This window comes from Pseudoalteromonas sp. RW-H-Ap-1 (assembly GCF_048318575.1).
Lineage (GTDB): Bacteria > Pseudomonadota > Gammaproteobacteria > Enterobacterales > Alteromonadaceae > Pseudoalteromonas.
Genome location: NZ_CP166996.1, coordinates 1568384 through 1585707, shown reverse-complemented (window position 1 = coordinate 1585707; position 17324 = coordinate 1568384). Strand labels below are relative to the sequence as shown.

Below are 17324 nucleotides of genomic sequence, written 5' to 3'. Positions count from 1 at the left end.
GGGCGCTTATGGCCATTACAAAAGAGCAGTGGGTAGAGATAGAAAAGCACTTAGCTGGGCTTTTTAGCTCCGTTATTTTCAAATATGGTGAGTTTGAAATAACCGTGACACGCGGGCGCGTATCTGAGTCTAAAACAAGCTTAGTGGTTTACGTAGACGGTGTAATTAAAGGCCGCTGGTACTCTAAAGACAACGAGCGCCCTGCATGTATTCCTGATGTGTGGCGTAAACGAACCCGCGCAAAACATACGGCTAAATCAATTAAAAGTTTTGAAAAAATATGGGGTAAGCGCCGTGCAAAAAAAGAAATGCCAGATCTTTATGAAGTAACTCAATACCACACATGCGATTTTACAACCGCTAAAAGCCTCGTCCGTCAGTATAAAAAGCTTGAAGGTTTAGAGCTTATTAAAATTGGCGGCAAATCATTTGATGACTATATAAAGGTATAACTATGGACCCAATTACAATAGCACTTGGCCTTGCAAAGCTTACTGGTTTGGATAAAAAAATAGGCAGTTGGATAGGGGGCGACAATGGTTCTAAAGTGGCCTCTAAAGTTGTTGATATGGCGCAAACACTCACTAATGGCGGTTCACCACAAGAGGCTATGAACCGTATTCAGCAATCGAGTGCATTACAACAAGAGCTCAGGCAAACCATATTAAACCGTGAAAAAGAGCTTGATGATTTAGCATTTAAAAACACTCAAAGCGCCCGAAACATGCAGATACAGGCACTTAATCAAGATGATAAGTTTTCTAAACGCTTCATTTATTACTATGCGTGGTTTTGGTCGGTTGCAACGGTTATATACATAGGCTGTATAACGTTTTTAACCATTCCTGATACCGCCACACGCTTTGCAGACACCATTTTAGGCTTTATTTTAGGCACCGTTGTGGCGTCAATATTGAATTTCTTCTTTGGTAATAGCCGTGATAACTCACGCAGAAATGAAATTCAGGACATTCAACAGTCACTAAAAGAGCAATAATATGGCCTTACCAGCTCCACAATATGGCGACCTTGTAAAATTCAAGGAAGCCATTTCTCACTTTAAAGACAAAATTAAGCTAACCAGTGAATCATATAAAGATTTACAAGGCTTAATTCACGCCAAGGCATTTACTGTTGCCGGTGCAACTCAAATCGAGATTATTAACGAGCTATATAAAGCAGTAGATAAAGCGATTAGTGATGGCGAAACTATATCGGACTTTAGAAAACGCTTTGACAAAATAGTGGGTGATCAAGGTTGGTCATACAACGGTAAGCGGGGCTGGCGTTCAAAAGTAATTTATCAAAACAATAAAAACACCGCACGTGCAGCTGGCCGTTGGCAACAACAAGAACGTATAAAACAGCGTAGACCTTATTTATTATACTTAACTGCTGGTGATAGCCGCGTAAGACCTGAACACGGTAAGTGGAATTATATTTTATTGCCTGTGGATCATCCTTTTTGGGATACACATTATCCACCGAATGGTTATAACTGCAGGTGTAAAGTGGTGTCACTTAATGCGCGCGATATAGCACGCATGGGTTTGTCTGTTTCTAAGCCTGAAAAAGTAGATAAGTTTATGGAGTCATTTAATGTTGTTGATCCATCTACAGGTGAAGAGCTAAGTAAGTTACCAGGCATTGATTTAGGTTGGGATTATAATCCAGGGAAAGCATGGTTAGGTGCAGACATTGCAGCGGGTAAGTCAGTCATAAATCTATCAAAGGATTTACAACAACTGGCGGTACCACAATTTAACGAGGCAGTTTTAAAATCTAAGCAGTACTATATAAAGCAGGTAAACTTACAAGCAGCAAAGTTGACACTTAAAAAATCGGGAGCTGATGGCCAGCAATTTACGCTAGGGCACTTGCCAGTAAATTTACTAAACGAGTTATCACGTAAAAACGCACCTATATATAGTAGCACTGTTACAGTGAGCAGCGCTCAAATTGAAAAGCTCTTAACTGGCCAATTAGCAATTGAACAAATACACGAACTAATGAACGCTGTTCAAAATCCAAATACGTTTGCTTATATAGGCAACCAAGTAAAAATATCGTACCAAGGTTTTATGATCACAATAGAGCTAGGACCGCAGTTCAATACAATTATAGCTGCCGAAAAACTTTAAATATCGGCAGCTCAAAATATTTAAACAGCGTTTAAAAGGCGTTTAAAGTGTATTTAAAGGAAAGTTAAACGATCAGAAATGATCTAATTCTAAACGTATAATGAGCAGGAATGATTGGGTAATGAGTCAGTTTGAACAAGTTTCGTCTAAAACCAAGCGTAATTCAAATTTAACTAATTTTCCGCTCAGGATTAGCTAACCCCAGTAATAATGGGCTTTTCCAAAAGACGAGGGCGAAAATCCTCATATCATCATTATTCTAGAAATGAACAACCCCTTACAACAATTACACGACAAAATGACGGGTTTTAGCTTATTTAACATAATATAAATTATGGGTGGTGGTATTTAAGTGCATGTGCGGCGCTCTATTTTAATAGCTTTAAGCTCATTAAGTCCAATACTAGACGGTATCGGACATTGGGTGGGAAATCAGGTTTGAAATTCTATCTCCAATACATAGCTGGCATTGAAGAATACGCGTTACGTTTCAATAAAATTGAACACCCTTCAGTAAATGAAACATATAACGTAGAGGTTTTTTTGGAGCTCTGACTTTTTCAAAGATCAAAATCGTTTAACTAAGGGAAGCATGAGTAAACATTGCAAGTAAATGCCATTCTGACATTATATTTTTCCATGATTATTTTGACTTTCTATTTTCTTGAATAACTCAGGTATCATTCTTTCACTAAACCCTGCAATAATTGATAAAACTGCTAATGCATATATGTTTTCATTAGCAATTGTTAGTGCAATTCCTGACTTACAAACTATAAAAAGAATACCTCCTGATATTGCACCGAAAAGTGATGTAAAACAGGATTGAAGAATTATGTATTTACTTTCTTGATTAGAATCAAATTCAAAATCGTTGTTTCTTTGCAGTACGGAAAACAACGACCCAATACAACCGAAACTTATACAAGCAAATATTTCTTTAAAGTTGTTACTGCTAACGTTGAAATAATAGAATGATATTGAGCTAATACATGCGCAAACTAAAATTGAAGATAGGATAAAAACACTCTTAATTTCACTTCTCTTTTTTGTGTTTCCAATACTTTTTTTATTTCACGGAAAGCTTCTTTTACTTGTTTTTCTGTACTTGAGCTAAGAGCCTCAAAATATGATGAGATAAGCATTCGTTTTAGATTTTCAAATTTATGGTCATCTATATCGGTAGGTATTTTCGCTCCAAGTTCATGATAATATCTGATAGTTAAATGTATTAATTCAGGAAAATTTTCTTCATATTCTGCTGTTACAAAACCAGACTCAGTTTCGTAAATTACAACATCCCTAGATGCTCTGTAGACAAACTCAATCTTTTCACCACTCTTTCCTATATCACCCGGTCTATAGTCAAGTTTACTTTTTATTTCTTTAATTGTAGGTTCCATTTTCATAGCCACAGTCAATACGTCACCATAACTTAGTCTATATCGTAATGAAAAAAAGGGCTTTTTGCCTTTTCCTTTTAACTCTGTAATAAAAATCATAGGAAGTTAGAGCTAATATATATGAGATGCTCTATTTTAATCACTTTAAGCTCGCTAATACTATATGGTATCGGACATTAAGTGCGTTTAAACGACTATTTCAGTAATTCATAGTTATCACCTTGAGGTTCCTTAATGCTTAGCTTAATATTAAATCACAAGCCGTAAAAAATGTTGAAGTATTCATATGGAATTTGTACGCCCACTCGAACCAATTTTAATTATTGATGATGTTAAACAAATCCGTGCTGATTTAAGCCAAGTGTTAGCCGGCTTAGGTTTTGATGACATTATTGAGTGCGATAATTTTAATTGTGCTAAACCCTTACTTAGCGAAAAATCACCCAACGTTATATTCTTAGATGTTAATTTGCCTGATTCTGAAAGCATCGAAATTTTAGAGTCGATTAATAACGAGCACCCATATGCTCATGTGGTTATGTGCTCAGGCCATAATAGTTTTGAGAACGTACAAAATACTTGGGAACTTGGCGCAAAAGAATTTATAGCCAAGCCTTTCAACGCGCAAAAAGTTGATGCCGTAATGAAACGTTTAGAACTAATAGATTAAAGGACATTATGCAGCACCTAGTTACCACTATTATTGATGACCTATCTACCGTTATATTTGGCAAGCAACAACAAATAAAATTAGCATTAACCTGTTTGTTTAGTGAAGGTCATTTACTAATAGAAGACTTACCTGGTATGGGTAAAACCACTTTATCCCATGCATTGGCAGCCGTTTTGGGGTTATCCTATCAGCGTATACAATTTACCAGCGATTTATTACCCGCTGATATTATTGGTACCAATATTTTTAATAATAAAGAGCACAGTTTTTCATTTCATAAAGGCCCGATTTTCAGTCAAGTTGTACTTGCTGATGAAATAAATCGTGCGGGTCCTAAAACCCAAAGTGCGTTATTAGAAGCCATGGAAGAACAACAAGTGACCGTAGATGGAGAAAAGTACCCGCTCCCTACTCCGTTTTTTGTTATTGCTACTCAAAACCCTTTATATCAAGCAGGAACTTATCCGCTGCCAGAATCGCAATTAGATCGTTTTTTAATGCGCATAAGCTTAGGTTTTCCACCTAAAAACGCCGAAAAAAGATTACTATTAAACAATCAAAAGCGCGATTACTCCCAATTACCACAACGAATTAACCAACAACAACTTAAACAAATACAAGAATCTATAGCTAATATTACGCTAAGCGCTCCGGTTGTTGATTATATAATTGACTTAGTGACTTACACACGTGAAGCACAATCGTTATCGGCTTCGCTTTCACCAAGAGCCAGTATGGCGTTGGCAAAATCAGCAAAAGCATGGGCCTATATTGAAGGTCGAGACTTTGTACTACCTGAAGATGTACAAGCGGTATTTTCTAGTGTGTGCCAGCATAGATTAGGTTTGCATAGTGAGTCTGGCAACAACCAAATTGCAGACATTTTAAAACATGTTTTAGTGCCCGTTTAAACCAATGGGTATTTTTAAAATAAAACGCCCTACTTTTATTCATGCTATAAAAAGTGCAATTTTAACGGCCTTATTAAAAAATAAGCACAAAAAAAATAGCATCACTTTAACGCATAATACTATTTATGTTTTACCATCCACACTGGGTGTATATTTTACGATTGTTGCACTATTAAATTTTGTAATGGGAATTAATTATCAAAATAATTTAATACTGTTTATGGCGTATTTAATGTTTGTGATTATTATTTTTGCGTTGTTGTTAGGTTATAGCAACGCAAAAGGATTAACTGTCGCCTTTAAAAATACTATTGAGAGTTATGCGCCACAGCCACCTCAATTAGTGTGGCAAATAAAATCAAACGACACATGCCAGTCAATCACTTTAAGTTATCTCAATAATTTTGAAAATACCTGTTATATAACTAGTGTGCAAACCGATACCATGCAATGCCAATTACTATTACCTTATTTAAAGCGAGGTTGTTATTTACTAAAGCCAATAAAAATTGCCAGCAATTATCCATTTGGCTTGGTGAGCGTATGGAGCTATATTCAGCCAGATCATGCCGTTTATGTTTATCCGTCAATTATTAAAACGCCAAATCACAAACAGTTAAGCCAAATAACTGCTAATGATGATGGTAATGAAAAGCACCAAGGCGATGATGAGTTTGAAAGTTTAATTACCCATTTGCCAGAAATGGGGTTGCAGCGAGTTTCATGGAAACATTACGCAAAAACTCAGCAATTATTAGTAAAACAATTTAGTAATTTTAAGTCTGCTGATACACAATTTGATTTTAACTTAATGACTGGCGATACCGAGCAACGCTTAGGGCAATTGTGTTACCTAGTATGCCAAGCGTTTGAAAGCGACATTAATTACTCGTTGAAATTGCCCAATAAGTTCATAGAAAATGGATCAGGAAAGCTTCATCAGCAACGCTGCTTACAAGCCTTAAGTAATGTAGGCACTGACTATGAATGAGATTAAAAATCACGGCGTTATAAATTTCTCCCTGTCATTTATTTACTTAGGGTTAGTGAGCTTTTTTATAGAGCATTTGCCCCTGCCCTTTATTATTATGCTTAGCATGTTATGTGGTTGGAATATTTATTTAACCCTTAAACACAAACAAAAACCCAATGCGTGGCTCGCAAACGGACTCGCTGCAATAGCATTAATTATTATGCTCAGCAGTATAGGCTTTAAAGATACCGTGGTGCTGTTTGTTGCAATGCTACTGTTGTCATGCGTTTTTAAATTGCTACAAGCAAAAACAAAGCAGCATTATCAATTGATCATCACCCTTACATTCTTTTCACTTTCAGCAGTGTACTTGTTTAGCCAAACTATTTTTACCACTTTAATTATTAGCGCATTGTATGTTTTAAACTTTGCTGTACTTGGGTTACTTGAATCGAATCATAGTCTAAAACTGTCATCAAAAAAAGCGCGAAAATAATACTGCTGGCTTTTCCTTTGGCTGTTGTGCTCTTAATATTTTTACCAAAACTTCCTGCATTTTGGCAATTACCTGGACCAAAAATGGCACAAACAGGCCTATCTGAACAAGTAGACCCATTTGATATAGCCAAATTATCTAACTCCGATGAATTAGTTTTTAGAGCTAAGTTTGATGATAACTCAGCCTCTACCCCTTATTATTGGCGAGCTATTGTACATGATGAATTTGATGGTAAAGCTTGGAAAACATCTTCGTTTTTAAAACAGGCTATGATGATGCCAAGCCAAAATAGCAGCAATGGAAATAGCACTCAATACTTAATAATTGCTGAGCCTGCAATGGCTGATTGGTTATATGGGCTTGGCTATGCCAGTAGTAATAATGAAAATGTAGTTTTCAATTCAGTAGGCTTGCTGCGTAAAAAACAATATAAATCAAAAGTGTTACAATATTCTGTTAGCAGTGAACCATTATCGAGTAAAAAACTTAGCAACATACAGCAGCGTTTTTATAAAACGCTTACGGTGAGTAATAACCAAAAAAGTTATCAACTGGCCCAACAGTTAAAAAACAGTAGTGCTAACGCCGATGAGCTTTTTAATAAACTGCTAGATTATTTTTCGCAAAATAACTTCAGTTATACACTTACTCCTACACCTATGCGCGGCGATGATACGCTTGATCAATTTATGTTTAACAATAAACGTGGCTTTTGTGGTCATTACGCTAGTGCAGCTGCCTTTATTTTTAGAAGTGCAGGCGTACCAGCGCGGGTAGTTAGCGGATATTTAGGCGGCGAGTACAATCAAAGCAATGACTATATTACCGTTCGTCAATACGATGCGCATGCTTGGGTTGAGGTTTATACCAATAAAGGCTGGAAAATATTTGATGCAACAGCGGTTGTAGCCCCTGAACGATTAAATGGCTCTTTATCTCAAAGTGCAGCATTAAATGATGAATTTAAAAACAATATTAATTTTGGTTTAGTTAGCTTAAGTAATTATGCTGCCATAAACTGGCTTCGCCTTGAATTAGAAAATCTCGATTACCAATAGTCTAGTTGGGTGCTAGGGTTTGATAAAAACAAACAACAAGATTTATTAGCGGCCCTATTTGGTAACACTTATGTTTGGTTAGTACCACTTGGGGTTATTATTGTTTTAATTTTAAGTTTTAATGCTTATTTTATTTATATAAGCCGCCCCAAGGCTAAAACCAAACAACCTCCATTGGTAAAAGAGTATTTTCAAATACTCAGTTGGGCGGATAAGCAGGCTATAAACTACCCTGAAAATGCCGCGCCAGTTCAAACTTTACTGCACATTAGTCAACATGCCCCCTATGCAGAGCAACAAATAACCGCCTTTTGTCACTTATTTGAGCAAGTACGCTATGCAAGGCAACCATTTACCAAAGAACGTAAAAATCAGGCTAAAGATCTGATAAAATTAATTAAATCTATAAAACAGAGAAATCTATGAACGCAGTTATTATTGGCGTTATTTTAATGCTTGGACTCACTTTGGTCCGCGTAAATGTGATTGTTGCAATGACAATCAGTGCGCTTGTTGCCGGATTAACCGCTGGCATGGGATTAAAAGAAAGTATTGATGCGTTTAATTCTGGCTTATCATCAGGCGCCGAAATTGCTTTAAGTTATGCGATGTTAGGTGCCTTTGCCGTTGCGATTTCAAAGTCAGGCTTGACCCGCATTTTAGCCGCTAAGTTACTCGCCAAAGTAAATGCACAAACGGGTTCTAGTGAAACCTTATTAAGCTACTTTATCCTCTTTATTATTTTAATTTGTGCTATTTCGTCTCAAAACTTGGTGCCGGTGCATATTGCCTTTATTCCTATTTTGATTCCGCCGCTTCTTGTGGTGTTTAATAAACTGCGATTAGATAGACGTGCCATTGCTTGTATTTTAACTTTTGGTTTAGCCACCTCGTATATGGTGCTGCCGTATGGTTTTGGTGGTATTTATTTATACTCAATATTACATAAAAACCTAGTTGATAATGGCCTTGAAATTGTTAATACCAATGTCCCTTTAGCGATGATTATCCCAGCTATTGGTATGTTTGTCGGCTTGTTGATTGCCCTATTTATTAGTTATCGAAAACGCCGCGAATACACAAGCACAGCATTAACAGTTCAAAGCCAACAAGCTGATGTTGAAAACCCAAAAAAAGTAATGCTGGTTGGTTTATTTGCCGTGCTTGCTTCTCTGATCGCTCAAAATGCCAGTGGCTCAATGATATTAGGTGGCTTAGTCGGGGTGGTTATATTTAGTGTATTTGGTGTGGTTAAGTGGGAAGAAAACGGCGACGTATTTAGTAAAGGTGTTGCCATGATGGCAATGATTGGTTTTATTATGATTTCAGCGCAAGGTTTTGCTGCGGTAATGAAAGAAACCGGACACGTTGCTAGCCTAGTCCATAGCAGCGCCGCTATTTTTGACGGTAATAAACCCATAGCAGCCGCAGTAATCTTATTGGTCGGCTTATTTATAACTATGGGCATTGGTAGTTCATTTTCAACTGTGCCAATAATTGCCACTTTATTTGTGCCTTTATGTTTAGAGCTAAGCTTTTCTGTAATGGCAACCGCTGCGCTTGTTGGTACTGCTGGCGCATTAGGCGATGCTGGCTCCCCTGCCTCTGACTCTACACTAGGGCCAACATCAGGACTTAATGCTGACGGACAACACGACCACATTTGGGATTCGGTTGTGCCAACCTTTATTCACTTTAATATTCCGTTATTGGTGTTTGGCTGGATAGCCGCTATGGTTTTATAATTATGTACAGGCGTGCAATGCACGCCTTTTTATTAGTCTCATTTATTACTTTAATAGACCTTCCCCATTGATAAATTAATACTCTCCTATTTTATTTAATTGCTAAGTTATCTCTTAGATAAACATAGTATGATGTGTTCTTTATAGCTAATAATATAAGCACCATGATTGGTGCTTATATTATTTTTACTGTTCGGTGTTATAACTCAAAACCATGCAGCATTTTGTCACACACGACAGGTGTTGGCCTGTGGTTATCATCAACAGCAACAAAGGTAAAGCTGCCTGTAATAGCTGAGTGCTTGTTATCTTTGTGCATGGTTTCTAGAAATATTTCAACATCCACTTTTAAACTGGTATTCCCCACATGCGACACTTTTGATATTAATTCAGCAAATGAACCAGCAGGAATTGCTTCTTTAAAATCGACTCTATCTGATGAAATAGTTACTAATGGTTTACGGCAAAAACGGGTGGCAGCTATAAAAGCAACTTCATCCATCCATGCTAATGCGTCACCACCAAATAGCGTATTATGATGGTTAGTACGCCCAGGAAATACAGCTTTAGTCACCGAAGTGGTCGAATCTTTTATACGTTGCGCAATAATGGCTTCGCGCTCTACTTGAGTCATAATTTCTACTTTTTGTTTGCTAATGTGTCTTGCATTAATAATGCAGGGTCGAGGCGTTCACCTTGCCAATTAAATCGCCAATCTAAATGCGGCCCAGTTACACGGCCCGTAGCACCTATTTCAGCTACCTTTGTACCTTGTTCAATCTTCTGCCCTACTTTTACATCAAGCTTACTTAAATGAATATAAGTAGAAGTAACCCCATGACCATGATCTAAAATCAAAGTACCACCAGAGTAATATAAATCTGGTTCAGCAAATACCACGGTTCCACTGATCGGCGCATACACAGGTGAACCTGTTTTGTTTGCTATATCTAAACCAAAGTGTGGCCTGCGAGGTTCGCCATTAAAGTAACGTTGGCTACCATAAACACCTGAAATGCGCCCTTTTGCAGGCCTAAGTACTGGCTGTAAAAAGTATTCTAAATCAGAGTTAACAGCCCGAGCCTTTCTTACTGCGACCGCTTCACGGCTAATACGTTCACTTACCGCTTTTGGCGGCGATACGTATTTTTTAGCAACACCGGTAATTTTATCTATATCGTAATCGCGAAGAGTAATAACTAAATCTTGGCTGTGGCCTTTTCCGGTTTTATCTACCCAGCTTAATGTATGTACAGGTTTTGCATCACGGCCAAAACCAAGTACAAATAACCCATTATCAGTAAGTTTTAACGACTTACCATTGAGGCTTACCGACTTAGCGTTATCTAATTGCCCAGTTACTAGGCCGCCTTGCGTTAAATGCCCTTTTAGCTCAAGCGCCATAGCACTAAAGCTAGTTGATACAATTAACGCCGAAACTAATAAGGATTTAAGCATAACTAATCGACCCCTTTCCAACACCTTCATAGGCGGTAATTTTAACGTCTTTTTCTGGGTGCTCTAATTTCACTTGGCTGGCAATGTAGTCAGCAATACATTCTACCGTGGTATCAATTGGTAAAATGTCGCAACGTGATTCACTAATAGCCATTTCAAAGTAACCTTGCGCCGCAGTATACGCAAAACAAACATCATCATTTTTAGCTGAGATATGTTTTAATTCAGAAGCGTTTATTTGATCTTCACTAGTTGCTAAGTAAATATCACGCCACTTATCAGCCCACTGTTTTTGCAAACGAGGCATAGAAATACCGCCAAGGCTTATACCTATTTGTGAACGATGGCCATGAATAATACGCTGGCAATTACCATCATGCTTTTTAAGGCCGTGGCTGTAGTGATAATAAAAGCTCTGATTGTGCTCAGGTTTTAACACCAACTCAATCTTTTCAATATTATCAGGAAGCTGTGGCAGTATGGTGGCAACTAAGTACTCTGTTACTGATTCAACGGTAATCTCATCAGTATCTATTAAGCAATATGCTTCATGAGGCGCACTCATTGCTAAATGCTTATTATCAGCAAATGTACAATCTAATGTTTTGTGATCAGCAAACTCGTTAATGCTGCCGTTTATGTTGTTAGGGACAGCTAAACGGTGATCTATACACTCATCAATAATGCCTTTAATTTGCTTTTTAACTAAGCCAAAGTCTAAAACCATAGACTCTTCGTTTAGTTTGCCATGTAAAGTCAAATCAACAATCCAACTTTCGCCAACTGCACCGCGTTTATTGCATAAGTAAGAAAAATCAATCACAGTGAGTGAGTTAACAAAAAGGGTCATAAATTTCCTTTAAACTGATTAAAAGTCAGCCCCAATTATAGTGATTTCTGTTAGTAATTGCGCGGTTTAATCATACTAAAATCAGTTGCATTGACTGATTGCTTATAATTAAACCATTTTTTAACTGCTCCGAGTTGTTTAGCGTACAAGTGTACGCTAAAGTACGGGGCAATTTCTAAGCAAAGATAAAGTGTTATGGAACCTAAAAATAGCTATACAAAAGAAGATTTGATCCTTTGTGGTCAAGGTGAAATGTTTGGTGAAGGAAATTGTCGTTTGCCAAGTGACAACATGTTAATGATGGATCGTATCATTTCAATCACCGATGACGGTGGTGAACATGGTAAAGGACAGATAGTTGCAGAGCTAGATATCGACCCTAGTCTTTGGTTTTTTGACTGTCACTTTAAAGGCGACCCAGTAATGCCAGGTTGTCTAGGCTTAGATGCTATGTGGCAACTTGTAGGCTTTTTCTTAGGTTGGTCTGGTGGTCCAGGGCTTGGTCGTGCACTCGGTGTAGGTGAAGTTAAATTTACCGGTCAAATATTGCCAACAGCTAAAAAAGTAACCTACCGTTTAGACATGAAACGCGTAATTAAGCGTAAATTGTTTATGGGTATGGCAGATGGCACCGTAGAAGTAGATGGCCGCGTCATCTACGAAGCAAAAGATTTAAAGGTAGGCTTGTTCCAAGATACCAGCGCGTTTTAAGTTTAAAACACGCAACAAAAAGGCCTCCACATGGAGGCCGTTTTGCTTAAATTCGTTATGAGTTTATGTTTTGTACATATTGCGATTTTCTATTGCCTCGCGCCAACCACCTAGCCACTCAGACTTAGGATCAACTTGTTGATAAGGGCAGTGCTCTTTTGAGCGACCAGCTAAACCTGCTTTAAAACCTTGAGAATGAGCTCTTTCTAAACGATCTCTTTTCTGTCTCTTCATCGGTAAAATCCTCACCTTTATATTTATATTTTTGTAGCATAAAGTTCATCTACATTTAATAAATAGCCAACAAAAATGTTTAATTCAAACACAAAATACAATTAATTTGTTTGACTTTAACTAAGCTGCTGATGCAATGATAAATTAATTTAAAAATAAATTTATTGCTCATACTTAGTAAATTTTAACCTATTTAACTTTATTAAAATGTTCCGACATATCGGCTCAAAAACACATAAGTGTCATATTTGTGACTGGTAATATAAGCTAAAGTTCCTCATTAATTTGTAATCGAAAAATGAACAGATTTCCTTGTTTTAAAAAGATTGCTAATAAACACTTGATTAATTAAAACCGATCGGTCTAATATAAGCCATGAACAAAATATCAGCAGTTACAACTAGGCGTGGCCGCCCACCTAAAATTGCCAGAGACAACGCAGACACTAAAGCGTTGCTCCTTCGTGTGGGATTAGAAACCCTCACTGAGTTTGGTTTTAGTGCCACAGGGCTCGACACCATATTAAAAAAAGCCAAAGTCCCTAAGGGCTCGTTTTATCATTACTTTAAAAGTAAAGAAGCATTTGGCTTAGCTTTGGTTGATGCGTACGACACGTTTTTTATAGCTAAACTTAAGTTTTATTTAGAGCAACCTGAAGTACCGCCCCTAGAACGCATTGTTAACTTTACCCAAAGTGCTATAGCTGGGATGCAAAAGTATGATTACAAACGCGGTTGTTTGGTAGGAAATTTAAATCAAGAGCTCAACCATTTAAGTGACGACTTTAACGCTCGTTTGATGCAAAGCTACAATGCCTGGCAAGCACAGTTAACACAGTGCTTAGACTTGGCTCAACAGCAACACACTATTAAAGCTGATATTGATACCACACAAATGAGTGAATTTTTTTGGATTGGTTGGGAAGGCGCAGTAATGCGAGCTAAACTAACACAATCAAGCAAGCCACTGACTTTGTATACAGAAATGTTTTTACGCGCATTACTTAGGGTCTGTTGATCTTTCAATGTTAAATTTGCAGCGGTCTGTTTGGTATTTAGGCAAGGCAGAGCCTATGTGGTGTGGTTATTCCCCATAAATAGGCGATAACGCAGCATCAATGCCAAACAGGCGCTGCCCGAAGGGTTCTGCCTAGGGGCGATTTACTCTTTGTTGCCTACATGGATGTAGGTAAGGGGCGTTAGCAGGACGCGGAAGCTTTGCTCGGTTTTGACTTAGCCCACTAGGTTACAAACCTCGCGCCGTAATTAAACCGCCCCTAGTTTGAACAAATTTTAATCTACAAAGGTCATCAGACCCTTGTTAATGCATTTTTTACTATCAATTTAAAGACGATCGGTCTAAAAGGAAATCTAATGAGCAATCCTATTAAAGCTATTGTTATAGATAAGCAAGACGACAACTACAGTGCAAATTTAAGCAGCATAAACAGTGACGATCTACCAAACGAAAATGTATTAATTGACGTACTGTACAGTACCCTAAATTACAAAGATGGCTTAGCCATTACAGGTCAAGGTCCTGTAGTTCGCAGCTTTCCTATGGTACCTGGCATTGATTTAGTGGGTACAGTTACCAACAGCCATAGTAATGAATTTAAAGCTGGCGATAAGGTTATTTTAAATGGCTTTGGTGTTGGCGAAAAACATTGGGGTGGCCTTGCCCAAAAAGCGGCTCTTAGCAGCGATTGGTTAATTCCCCTACCCGCTAACTTATCTGCTAAACAAGCAATGCAAATTGGTACTGCCGGTTACACAGCGATGCTAAGCGTGATTGCCCTTGAAAAACAAGGGATCACCCCTGACTCAGGTGAAGTGTTAGTCACGGGTGCCAATGGCGGCGTAGGCAGTTTTGCTATTTATTTACTAAGCCAACTGGGTTATCAAGTAACCGCAGCAACAGGTCGCATGGAGCAAGCTGACTATTTAAAATCATTAGGCGCAACTCACGTAATTGATAGAAATGAGTTTTCAAACCCAGGTAAACCACTACAAAAAGAACGCTTTGCTGCTGCCATTGATTCGGTAGGCAGTCACACACTTGCTAATATTTGTGCCTCACTTAAGTATGGTGGCGTAGTAACAGCTTGTGGGCTTGCCCAAGGTATGGATTTACCCGCTTCTGTGGCACCCTTTATTTTACGTGGTATTTCTTTAATGGGTATTGATAGCGTAATGCGCCCTAAAGCGGATCGTGTTGAAGCATGGGATCGTTTAGCATCCCTAGTTAGTAGCGATTACTTAGATAAAATTTCGACCGAAATCACACTTGATCAAGTTATTGAAAATGCCGAACAGCTAATGCAGGGGCAAATTCGTGGTCGTGTTGTGGTTAATTGTCAAAGTTAAGCATTTTTGCTATTAAACTCTCGTTATTAAATTTATAATACTGGCTGTATTTTTAATAACGAGAGAACACCTATGAGCAACCAAGAACTTTTCAGTAATAACCCACTGCAAGGCGTTAAATTAGAGCAAGTGGTTGAAGAACTGGTTGAGCAATATGGGTGGGAACTCCTGCACGCCTACTTACAACTCAACTGCTTCAAAAATAACCCTGACATTAAATCTGCGGTTAAATTTTTACGTAAAACCGAGTGGGCACAACAAAAGGTAGATAATTTCTATTTGTATCGCCTAAAAAACTTACCACGTCCAGATGATGTGCAATACGAATTGCCACCCCGCGACCGTATTATCCCTGAAGGTGATAAGCCAGGTGAACCATGCGAGTTAAGTTTTTCTGATGCTAAGCGTATTCAAGAGAAAAAAGCAGCCAAGCAACGTGCCCGTACTCGTAAACAACGTTCAAATTCAAGTAACCCTTGGGGCAACTAAGCTAATTTCATAAAAGAGCTAACTTTATTGTTAGCTTTTTTGTTTTTGCTTATTGTCTTGTCCTGAAATGTGTTTACACATTTAGGACTTATTTTATGAAAACCACTAAAACTAAAGACGTTAAGCGTACTCAACGAGATTATACATTAGGCTTTAAATTATCCATTGTTGAGCAAGTAGAAAAAGGCGACTTCACATATAAACAGGCGCAAAGTCATTACGGTATTCAAGGTCGTAGCACCGTTCTGGTATGGCTGCGAAAACATGGTAAATTAGATTGGTCTAAACCAACTTATATAGCCAACATGCCTAAATCAAAAGAAACCCCAGCACAAAAAATTAAACGTTTAGAGCGCGAGGTAGAGGAGTTACGCCTAAAGGATTTAATCAAAGATGAAATGATTAATATTATGGATGAAGAATATGGAGCGGGTTTGCGAAAAAAGTACATATCCGAGCTATCACGCGCGCAAAAGAAAACCAGCAAGTAAAGCTTACTCCGTTATGCCGTGCATATGGCATAACGCGACAAGGTTACTATCAAGCTATGCGCAGAATAGATGCTCGGAATAAAGCGTTGAAGCCAGTCAAGGAGTTAGTGATGTATTGGCGGCAATTCATGCCTCGTATTGGTGGGAAGAAACTTTATCTGATGATAAAGCCAGAGCTGCAAGAGCGTGACATTAAACTAGGCCGTGATTGTTTTTTTGACTATTTGAGAGAGCATGACTTGCTTGTAAAACCAAAGAAAAATTACACTAAAACAACAAATAGTAATCATTGGATGCGCAAGTATCCCAATTTACTAAAAGAACACAAACCTACTGCGGCCGAGGAAGTCTTCGTTAGTGACATTACATACGTAAAGTCATCGCAAGGCGTGCATTACCTGTCGTTAGTCACTGATGCTTATAGTCGAAAAATAATGGGTTATGAGCTCAGTGATGAAATGAAGGCAACTGATGTAGTCAAAGCGTTAGAGATGACGATTAAGCAGCGGGTATATAAACGTAATGCTATTCATCATTCAGATAGAGGTTTACAATATTGCTCTGAAGTATATCAAGGTATGCTATTAAAAGAGGGAATTAGGCCATCTATGACCGATGGATATGACTGTTATCAAAACGCATTAGCTGAGCGTATTAACGGGATATTAAAACAAGAGTTTCTACTGTATAAATGTCGTAATATGGCAGAGTTAAAAGAGCTCGTTGAAGAATCGATATTTATATACAATGAAATGCGACCGCACTTAAGTTTGAATATGAAAACACCAAATCAAGTGCATAAAAAAGACCTGGCGCTTTCGCACCAAGTCTTTCATTAAAACCGTCAACCTATTTCAGGACGGGACATATTGAGGAAATTAATAGCCTCGATGTTTCCAAAAATCATTTTCCGTTCTAGTCTGTTCATCAGTTAGATTAAATGTCTTATCAGCAATAACTTTTCCTGCTAATGATAAGGTCATGCGCCAGTTACCTATTTTATCTTCTATAGGCTCCCATATCGTATCTCTCCTAAATAAAACGACCAATCGTTATCTTTAACATATACAGTGCCCTCAAAAGGCTGCATTTCTTCGCCATCGGTATCTATAATACCGGGATGATAAATACAATAATGGAGCTTTACGCCTTTAGCTTTTTTGATATTTATTATTAAACCAAATTCTACATCAAGTTCTGCTTTTACTTGCGTAGTGAATTGCGTGATTTGCGGTAGTGATTTACTGGCTTTGTCCCAGTGGGTATATATGCCGTAACTTTGTAATGTAATTTGTGGTTTAGATTTTGCCATTGAACTTTCT

The 17324-nt window shown here is 37.9% G+C and carries 17 protein-coding genes and 2 pseudogenes; 13 read left to right on the top strand and 6 right to left on the bottom strand.

Going from position 1 to position 17324, the window contains the following annotated elements:
* Positions 1-8: 8 nt before the first annotated feature.
* The 3 genes from AB8618_RS07365 to AB8618_RS07355 are packed head-to-tail and all read left to right on the top strand — an operon-like array spanning position 9 to position 2141.
* Positions 9-452 (top strand): hypothetical protein, encoded by a 444-nt coding sequence (locus tag AB8618_RS07365; RefSeq protein WP_409425410.1) that lies wholly within the window; start codon positions 9-11, stop codon positions 450-452.
* 2 nt (positions 453-454) lie between these two features.
* A complete protein-coding gene (locus AB8618_RS07360; protein WP_055012201.1) occupies positions 455-997 on the top strand; it encodes a hypothetical protein in 543 nt (180 codons plus the stop codon).
* 1 nt (position 998) lies between these two features.
* A complete protein-coding gene (locus tag AB8618_RS07355; protein WP_409425409.1) occupies positions 999-2141 on the top strand; it encodes a phage minor head protein in 1143 nt (380 codons plus the stop codon).
* Between the two features lie 1001 nt (positions 2142-3142).
* On the opposite strand, the gene AB8618_RS07350 is transcribed toward AB8618_RS07355, so the two are convergent.
* Positions 3143-3544, bottom strand: coding sequence for a hypothetical protein (locus AB8618_RS07350; RefSeq protein ID WP_409425408.1), 402 nt, complete (start codon positions 3542-3544; stop codon positions 3143-3145).
* 286 nt (positions 3545-3830) lie between these two features.
* Here AB8618_RS07350 and AB8618_RS07345 point away from each other — a divergent pair, with 286 nt between their 5' ends.
* The 5 genes and pseudogenes from AB8618_RS07345 to AB8618_RS07325 all read left to right on the top strand — a co-directional run bounded on the left by AB8618_RS07345 (position 3831) and on the right by AB8618_RS07325 (position 9403).
* Positions 3831-4214, top strand: a complete 384-nt coding sequence (locus tag AB8618_RS07345; protein WP_409425407.1) for a response regulator — start codon at positions 3831-3833, stop codon at positions 4212-4214.
* A gap of 8 nt (positions 4215-4222) precedes the next feature.
* Complete coding sequence (locus AB8618_RS07340; RefSeq protein WP_413402012.1) at positions 4223-5128, top strand: AAA family ATPase; 906 nt, start codon at positions 4223-4225, stop codon at positions 5126-5128.
* A gap of 4 nt (positions 5129-5132) precedes the next feature.
* Positions 5133-6119, top strand: coding sequence for a DUF58 domain-containing protein (locus AB8618_RS07335; protein ID WP_409425405.1), 987 nt, complete (start codon positions 5133-5135; stop codon positions 6117-6119).
* Positions 6112-8084, top strand: a pseudogene (locus AB8618_RS07330) (transglutaminase TgpA family protein). Before AB8618_RS07335 ends, AB8618_RS07330 begins: the two are co-directional and overlap by 8 nt.
* Positions 8081-9403 (top strand): Na+/H+ antiporter family protein, encoded by a 1323-nt coding sequence (locus AB8618_RS07325; RefSeq protein ID WP_413402009.1) that lies wholly within the window; start codon positions 8081-8083, stop codon positions 9401-9403. Before AB8618_RS07330 ends, AB8618_RS07325 begins: the two are co-directional and overlap by 4 nt.
* A gap of 199 nt (positions 9404-9602) precedes the next feature.
* On the opposite strand, the gene AB8618_RS07320 is transcribed toward AB8618_RS07325, so the two are convergent.
* The 3 genes from AB8618_RS07320 to AB8618_RS07310 are packed head-to-tail and all read right to left on the bottom strand — an operon-like array spanning position 9603 to position 11711.
* On the bottom strand, positions 9603-10037 hold the full coding sequence (locus tag AB8618_RS07320; RefSeq protein ID WP_008114650.1) for an acyl-CoA thioesterase: 435 nt from the start codon (positions 10035-10037) through the stop codon (positions 9603-9605).
* Positions 10038-10042: 5 nt separating this feature from the next.
* Complete coding sequence (locus tag AB8618_RS07315) at positions 10043-10861, bottom strand: M23 family metallopeptidase (RefSeq protein WP_413402007.1); 819 nt, start codon at positions 10859-10861, stop codon at positions 10043-10045.
* Positions 10854-11711: a 6-carboxytetrahydropterin synthase gene (locus AB8618_RS07310; protein ID WP_413402005.1), complete on the bottom strand. Its 858-nt coding sequence runs from the start codon at positions 11709-11711 to the stop codon at positions 10854-10856. The genes AB8618_RS07315 and AB8618_RS07310 overlap by 8 nt, the downstream gene beginning before the upstream one ends.
* A 195-nt stretch (positions 11712-11906) precedes the next feature.
* On the opposite strand from AB8618_RS07310, the gene fabA reads away from it, so the two are divergent.
* A complete protein-coding gene (fabA, locus tag AB8618_RS07305) occupies positions 11907-12422 on the top strand; it encodes a bifunctional 3-hydroxydecanoyl-ACP dehydratase/trans-2-decenoyl-ACP isomerase (protein ID WP_010389976.1) in 516 nt (171 codons plus the stop codon).
* Between the two features lie 63 nt (positions 12423-12485).
* On the opposite strand, the gene rmf is transcribed toward fabA, so the two are convergent.
* Positions 12486-12656 (bottom strand): ribosome modulation factor, encoded by a 171-nt coding sequence (gene rmf / locus AB8618_RS07300; RefSeq protein WP_008114656.1) that lies wholly within the window; start codon positions 12654-12656, stop codon positions 12486-12488.
* Positions 12657-13031: 375 nt separating this feature from the next.
* Between rmf and AB8618_RS07295 the strand changes: the two genes are divergently transcribed.
* The 4 genes from AB8618_RS07295 to AB8618_RS07280 all read left to right on the top strand — a co-directional run bounded on the left by AB8618_RS07295 (position 13032) and on the right by AB8618_RS07280 (position 16841).
* A complete protein-coding gene (locus AB8618_RS07295) occupies positions 13032-13673 on the top strand; it encodes a TetR/AcrR family transcriptional regulator (protein WP_413402002.1) in 642 nt (213 codons plus the stop codon).
* A 356-nt stretch (positions 13674-14029) separates the two neighbouring features.
* Complete coding sequence (locus AB8618_RS07290; protein ID WP_413402000.1) at positions 14030-15022, top strand: MDR family oxidoreductase; 993 nt, start codon at positions 14030-14032, stop codon at positions 15020-15022.
* 72 nt (positions 15023-15094) lie between these two features.
* Positions 15095-15511: a VF530 family DNA-binding protein gene (locus tag AB8618_RS07285; RefSeq protein WP_008114664.1), complete on the top strand. Its 417-nt coding sequence runs from the start codon at positions 15095-15097 to the stop codon at positions 15509-15511.
* Between the two features lie 95 nt (positions 15512-15606).
* Positions 15607-16841, top strand: a protein-coding gene (locus tag AB8618_RS07280; RefSeq protein ID WP_413401998.1) for an IS3 family transposase whose coding sequence is annotated in 2 segments (ribosomal slippage) — positions 15607-15958 and positions 15958-16841 — 1236 coding nt in all. Because the reading frame shifts where the segments join, the coding sequence is not laid out codon by codon here.
* 39 nt (positions 16842-16880) lie between these two features.
* Here AB8618_RS07280 and AB8618_RS07275 read toward each other — a convergent pair.
* Positions 16881-17314 (bottom strand): annotated as a pseudogene (locus tag AB8618_RS07275) (DUF3859 domain-containing protein).
* Between the last annotated feature and the right edge of the window lie 10 nt (positions 17315-17324).

Bases quoted from the DNA above. Each gene is read 5' to 3' on its own strand.
- AB8618_RS07285 (WP_008114664.1), top strand. From the start codon at position 15,095: ATGAGCAACCAAGAACTTTTCAGTAATAACCCACTGCAAGGCGTTAAA.
- AB8618_RS07350 (WP_409425408.1), bottom strand. From the start codon at position 3,544: ATGGAACCTACAATTAAAGAAATAAAAAGTAAACTTGACTATAGACCG.
- fabA (WP_010389976.1), top strand. From the start codon at position 11,907: ATGGAACCTAAAAATAGCTATACAAAAGAAGATTTGATCCTTTGTGGT.
- AB8618_RS07365 (WP_409425410.1), top strand. From the start codon at position 9: ATGGCCATTACAAAAGAGCAGTGGGTAGAGATAGAAAAGCACTTAGCT.
- AB8618_RS07295 (WP_413402002.1), top strand. From the start codon at position 13,032: ATGAACAAAATATCAGCAGTTACAACTAGGCGTGGCCGCCCACCTAAA.
- rmf (WP_008114656.1), bottom strand. From the start codon at position 12,656: ATGAAGAGACAGAAAAGAGATCGTTTAGAAAGAGCTCATTCTCAAGGT.
- AB8618_RS07335 (WP_409425405.1), top strand. From the start codon at position 5,133: ATGGGTATTTTTAAAATAAAACGCCCTACTTTTATTCATGCTATAAAA.
- AB8618_RS07325 (WP_413402009.1), top strand. From the start codon at position 8,081: ATGAACGCAGTTATTATTGGCGTTATTTTAATGCTTGGACTCACTTTG.
- AB8618_RS07315 (WP_413402007.1), bottom strand. From the start codon at position 10,861: ATGCTTAAATCCTTATTAGTTTCGGCGTTAATTGTATCAACTAGCTTT.
- AB8618_RS07360 (WP_055012201.1), top strand. From the start codon at position 455: ATGGACCCAATTACAATAGCACTTGGCCTTGCAAAGCTTACTGGTTTG.
- AB8618_RS07340 (WP_413402012.1), top strand. From the start codon at position 4,223: ATGCAGCACCTAGTTACCACTATTATTGATGACCTATCTACCGTTATA.
- AB8618_RS07320 (WP_008114650.1), bottom strand. From the start codon at position 10,037: ATGACTCAAGTAGAGCGCGAAGCCATTATTGCGCAACGTATAAAAGAT.
- AB8618_RS07310 (WP_413402005.1), bottom strand. From the start codon at position 11,711: ATGACCCTTTTTGTTAACTCACTCACTGTGATTGATTTTTCTTACTTA.
- AB8618_RS07345 (WP_409425407.1), top strand. From the start codon at position 3,831: ATGGAATTTGTACGCCCACTCGAACCAATTTTAATTATTGATGATGTT.
- AB8618_RS07355 (WP_409425409.1), top strand. From the start codon at position 999: ATGGCCTTACCAGCTCCACAATATGGCGACCTTGTAAAATTCAAGGAA.
- AB8618_RS07290 (WP_413402000.1), top strand. From the start codon at position 14,030: ATGAGCAATCCTATTAAAGCTATTGTTATAGATAAGCAAGACGACAAC.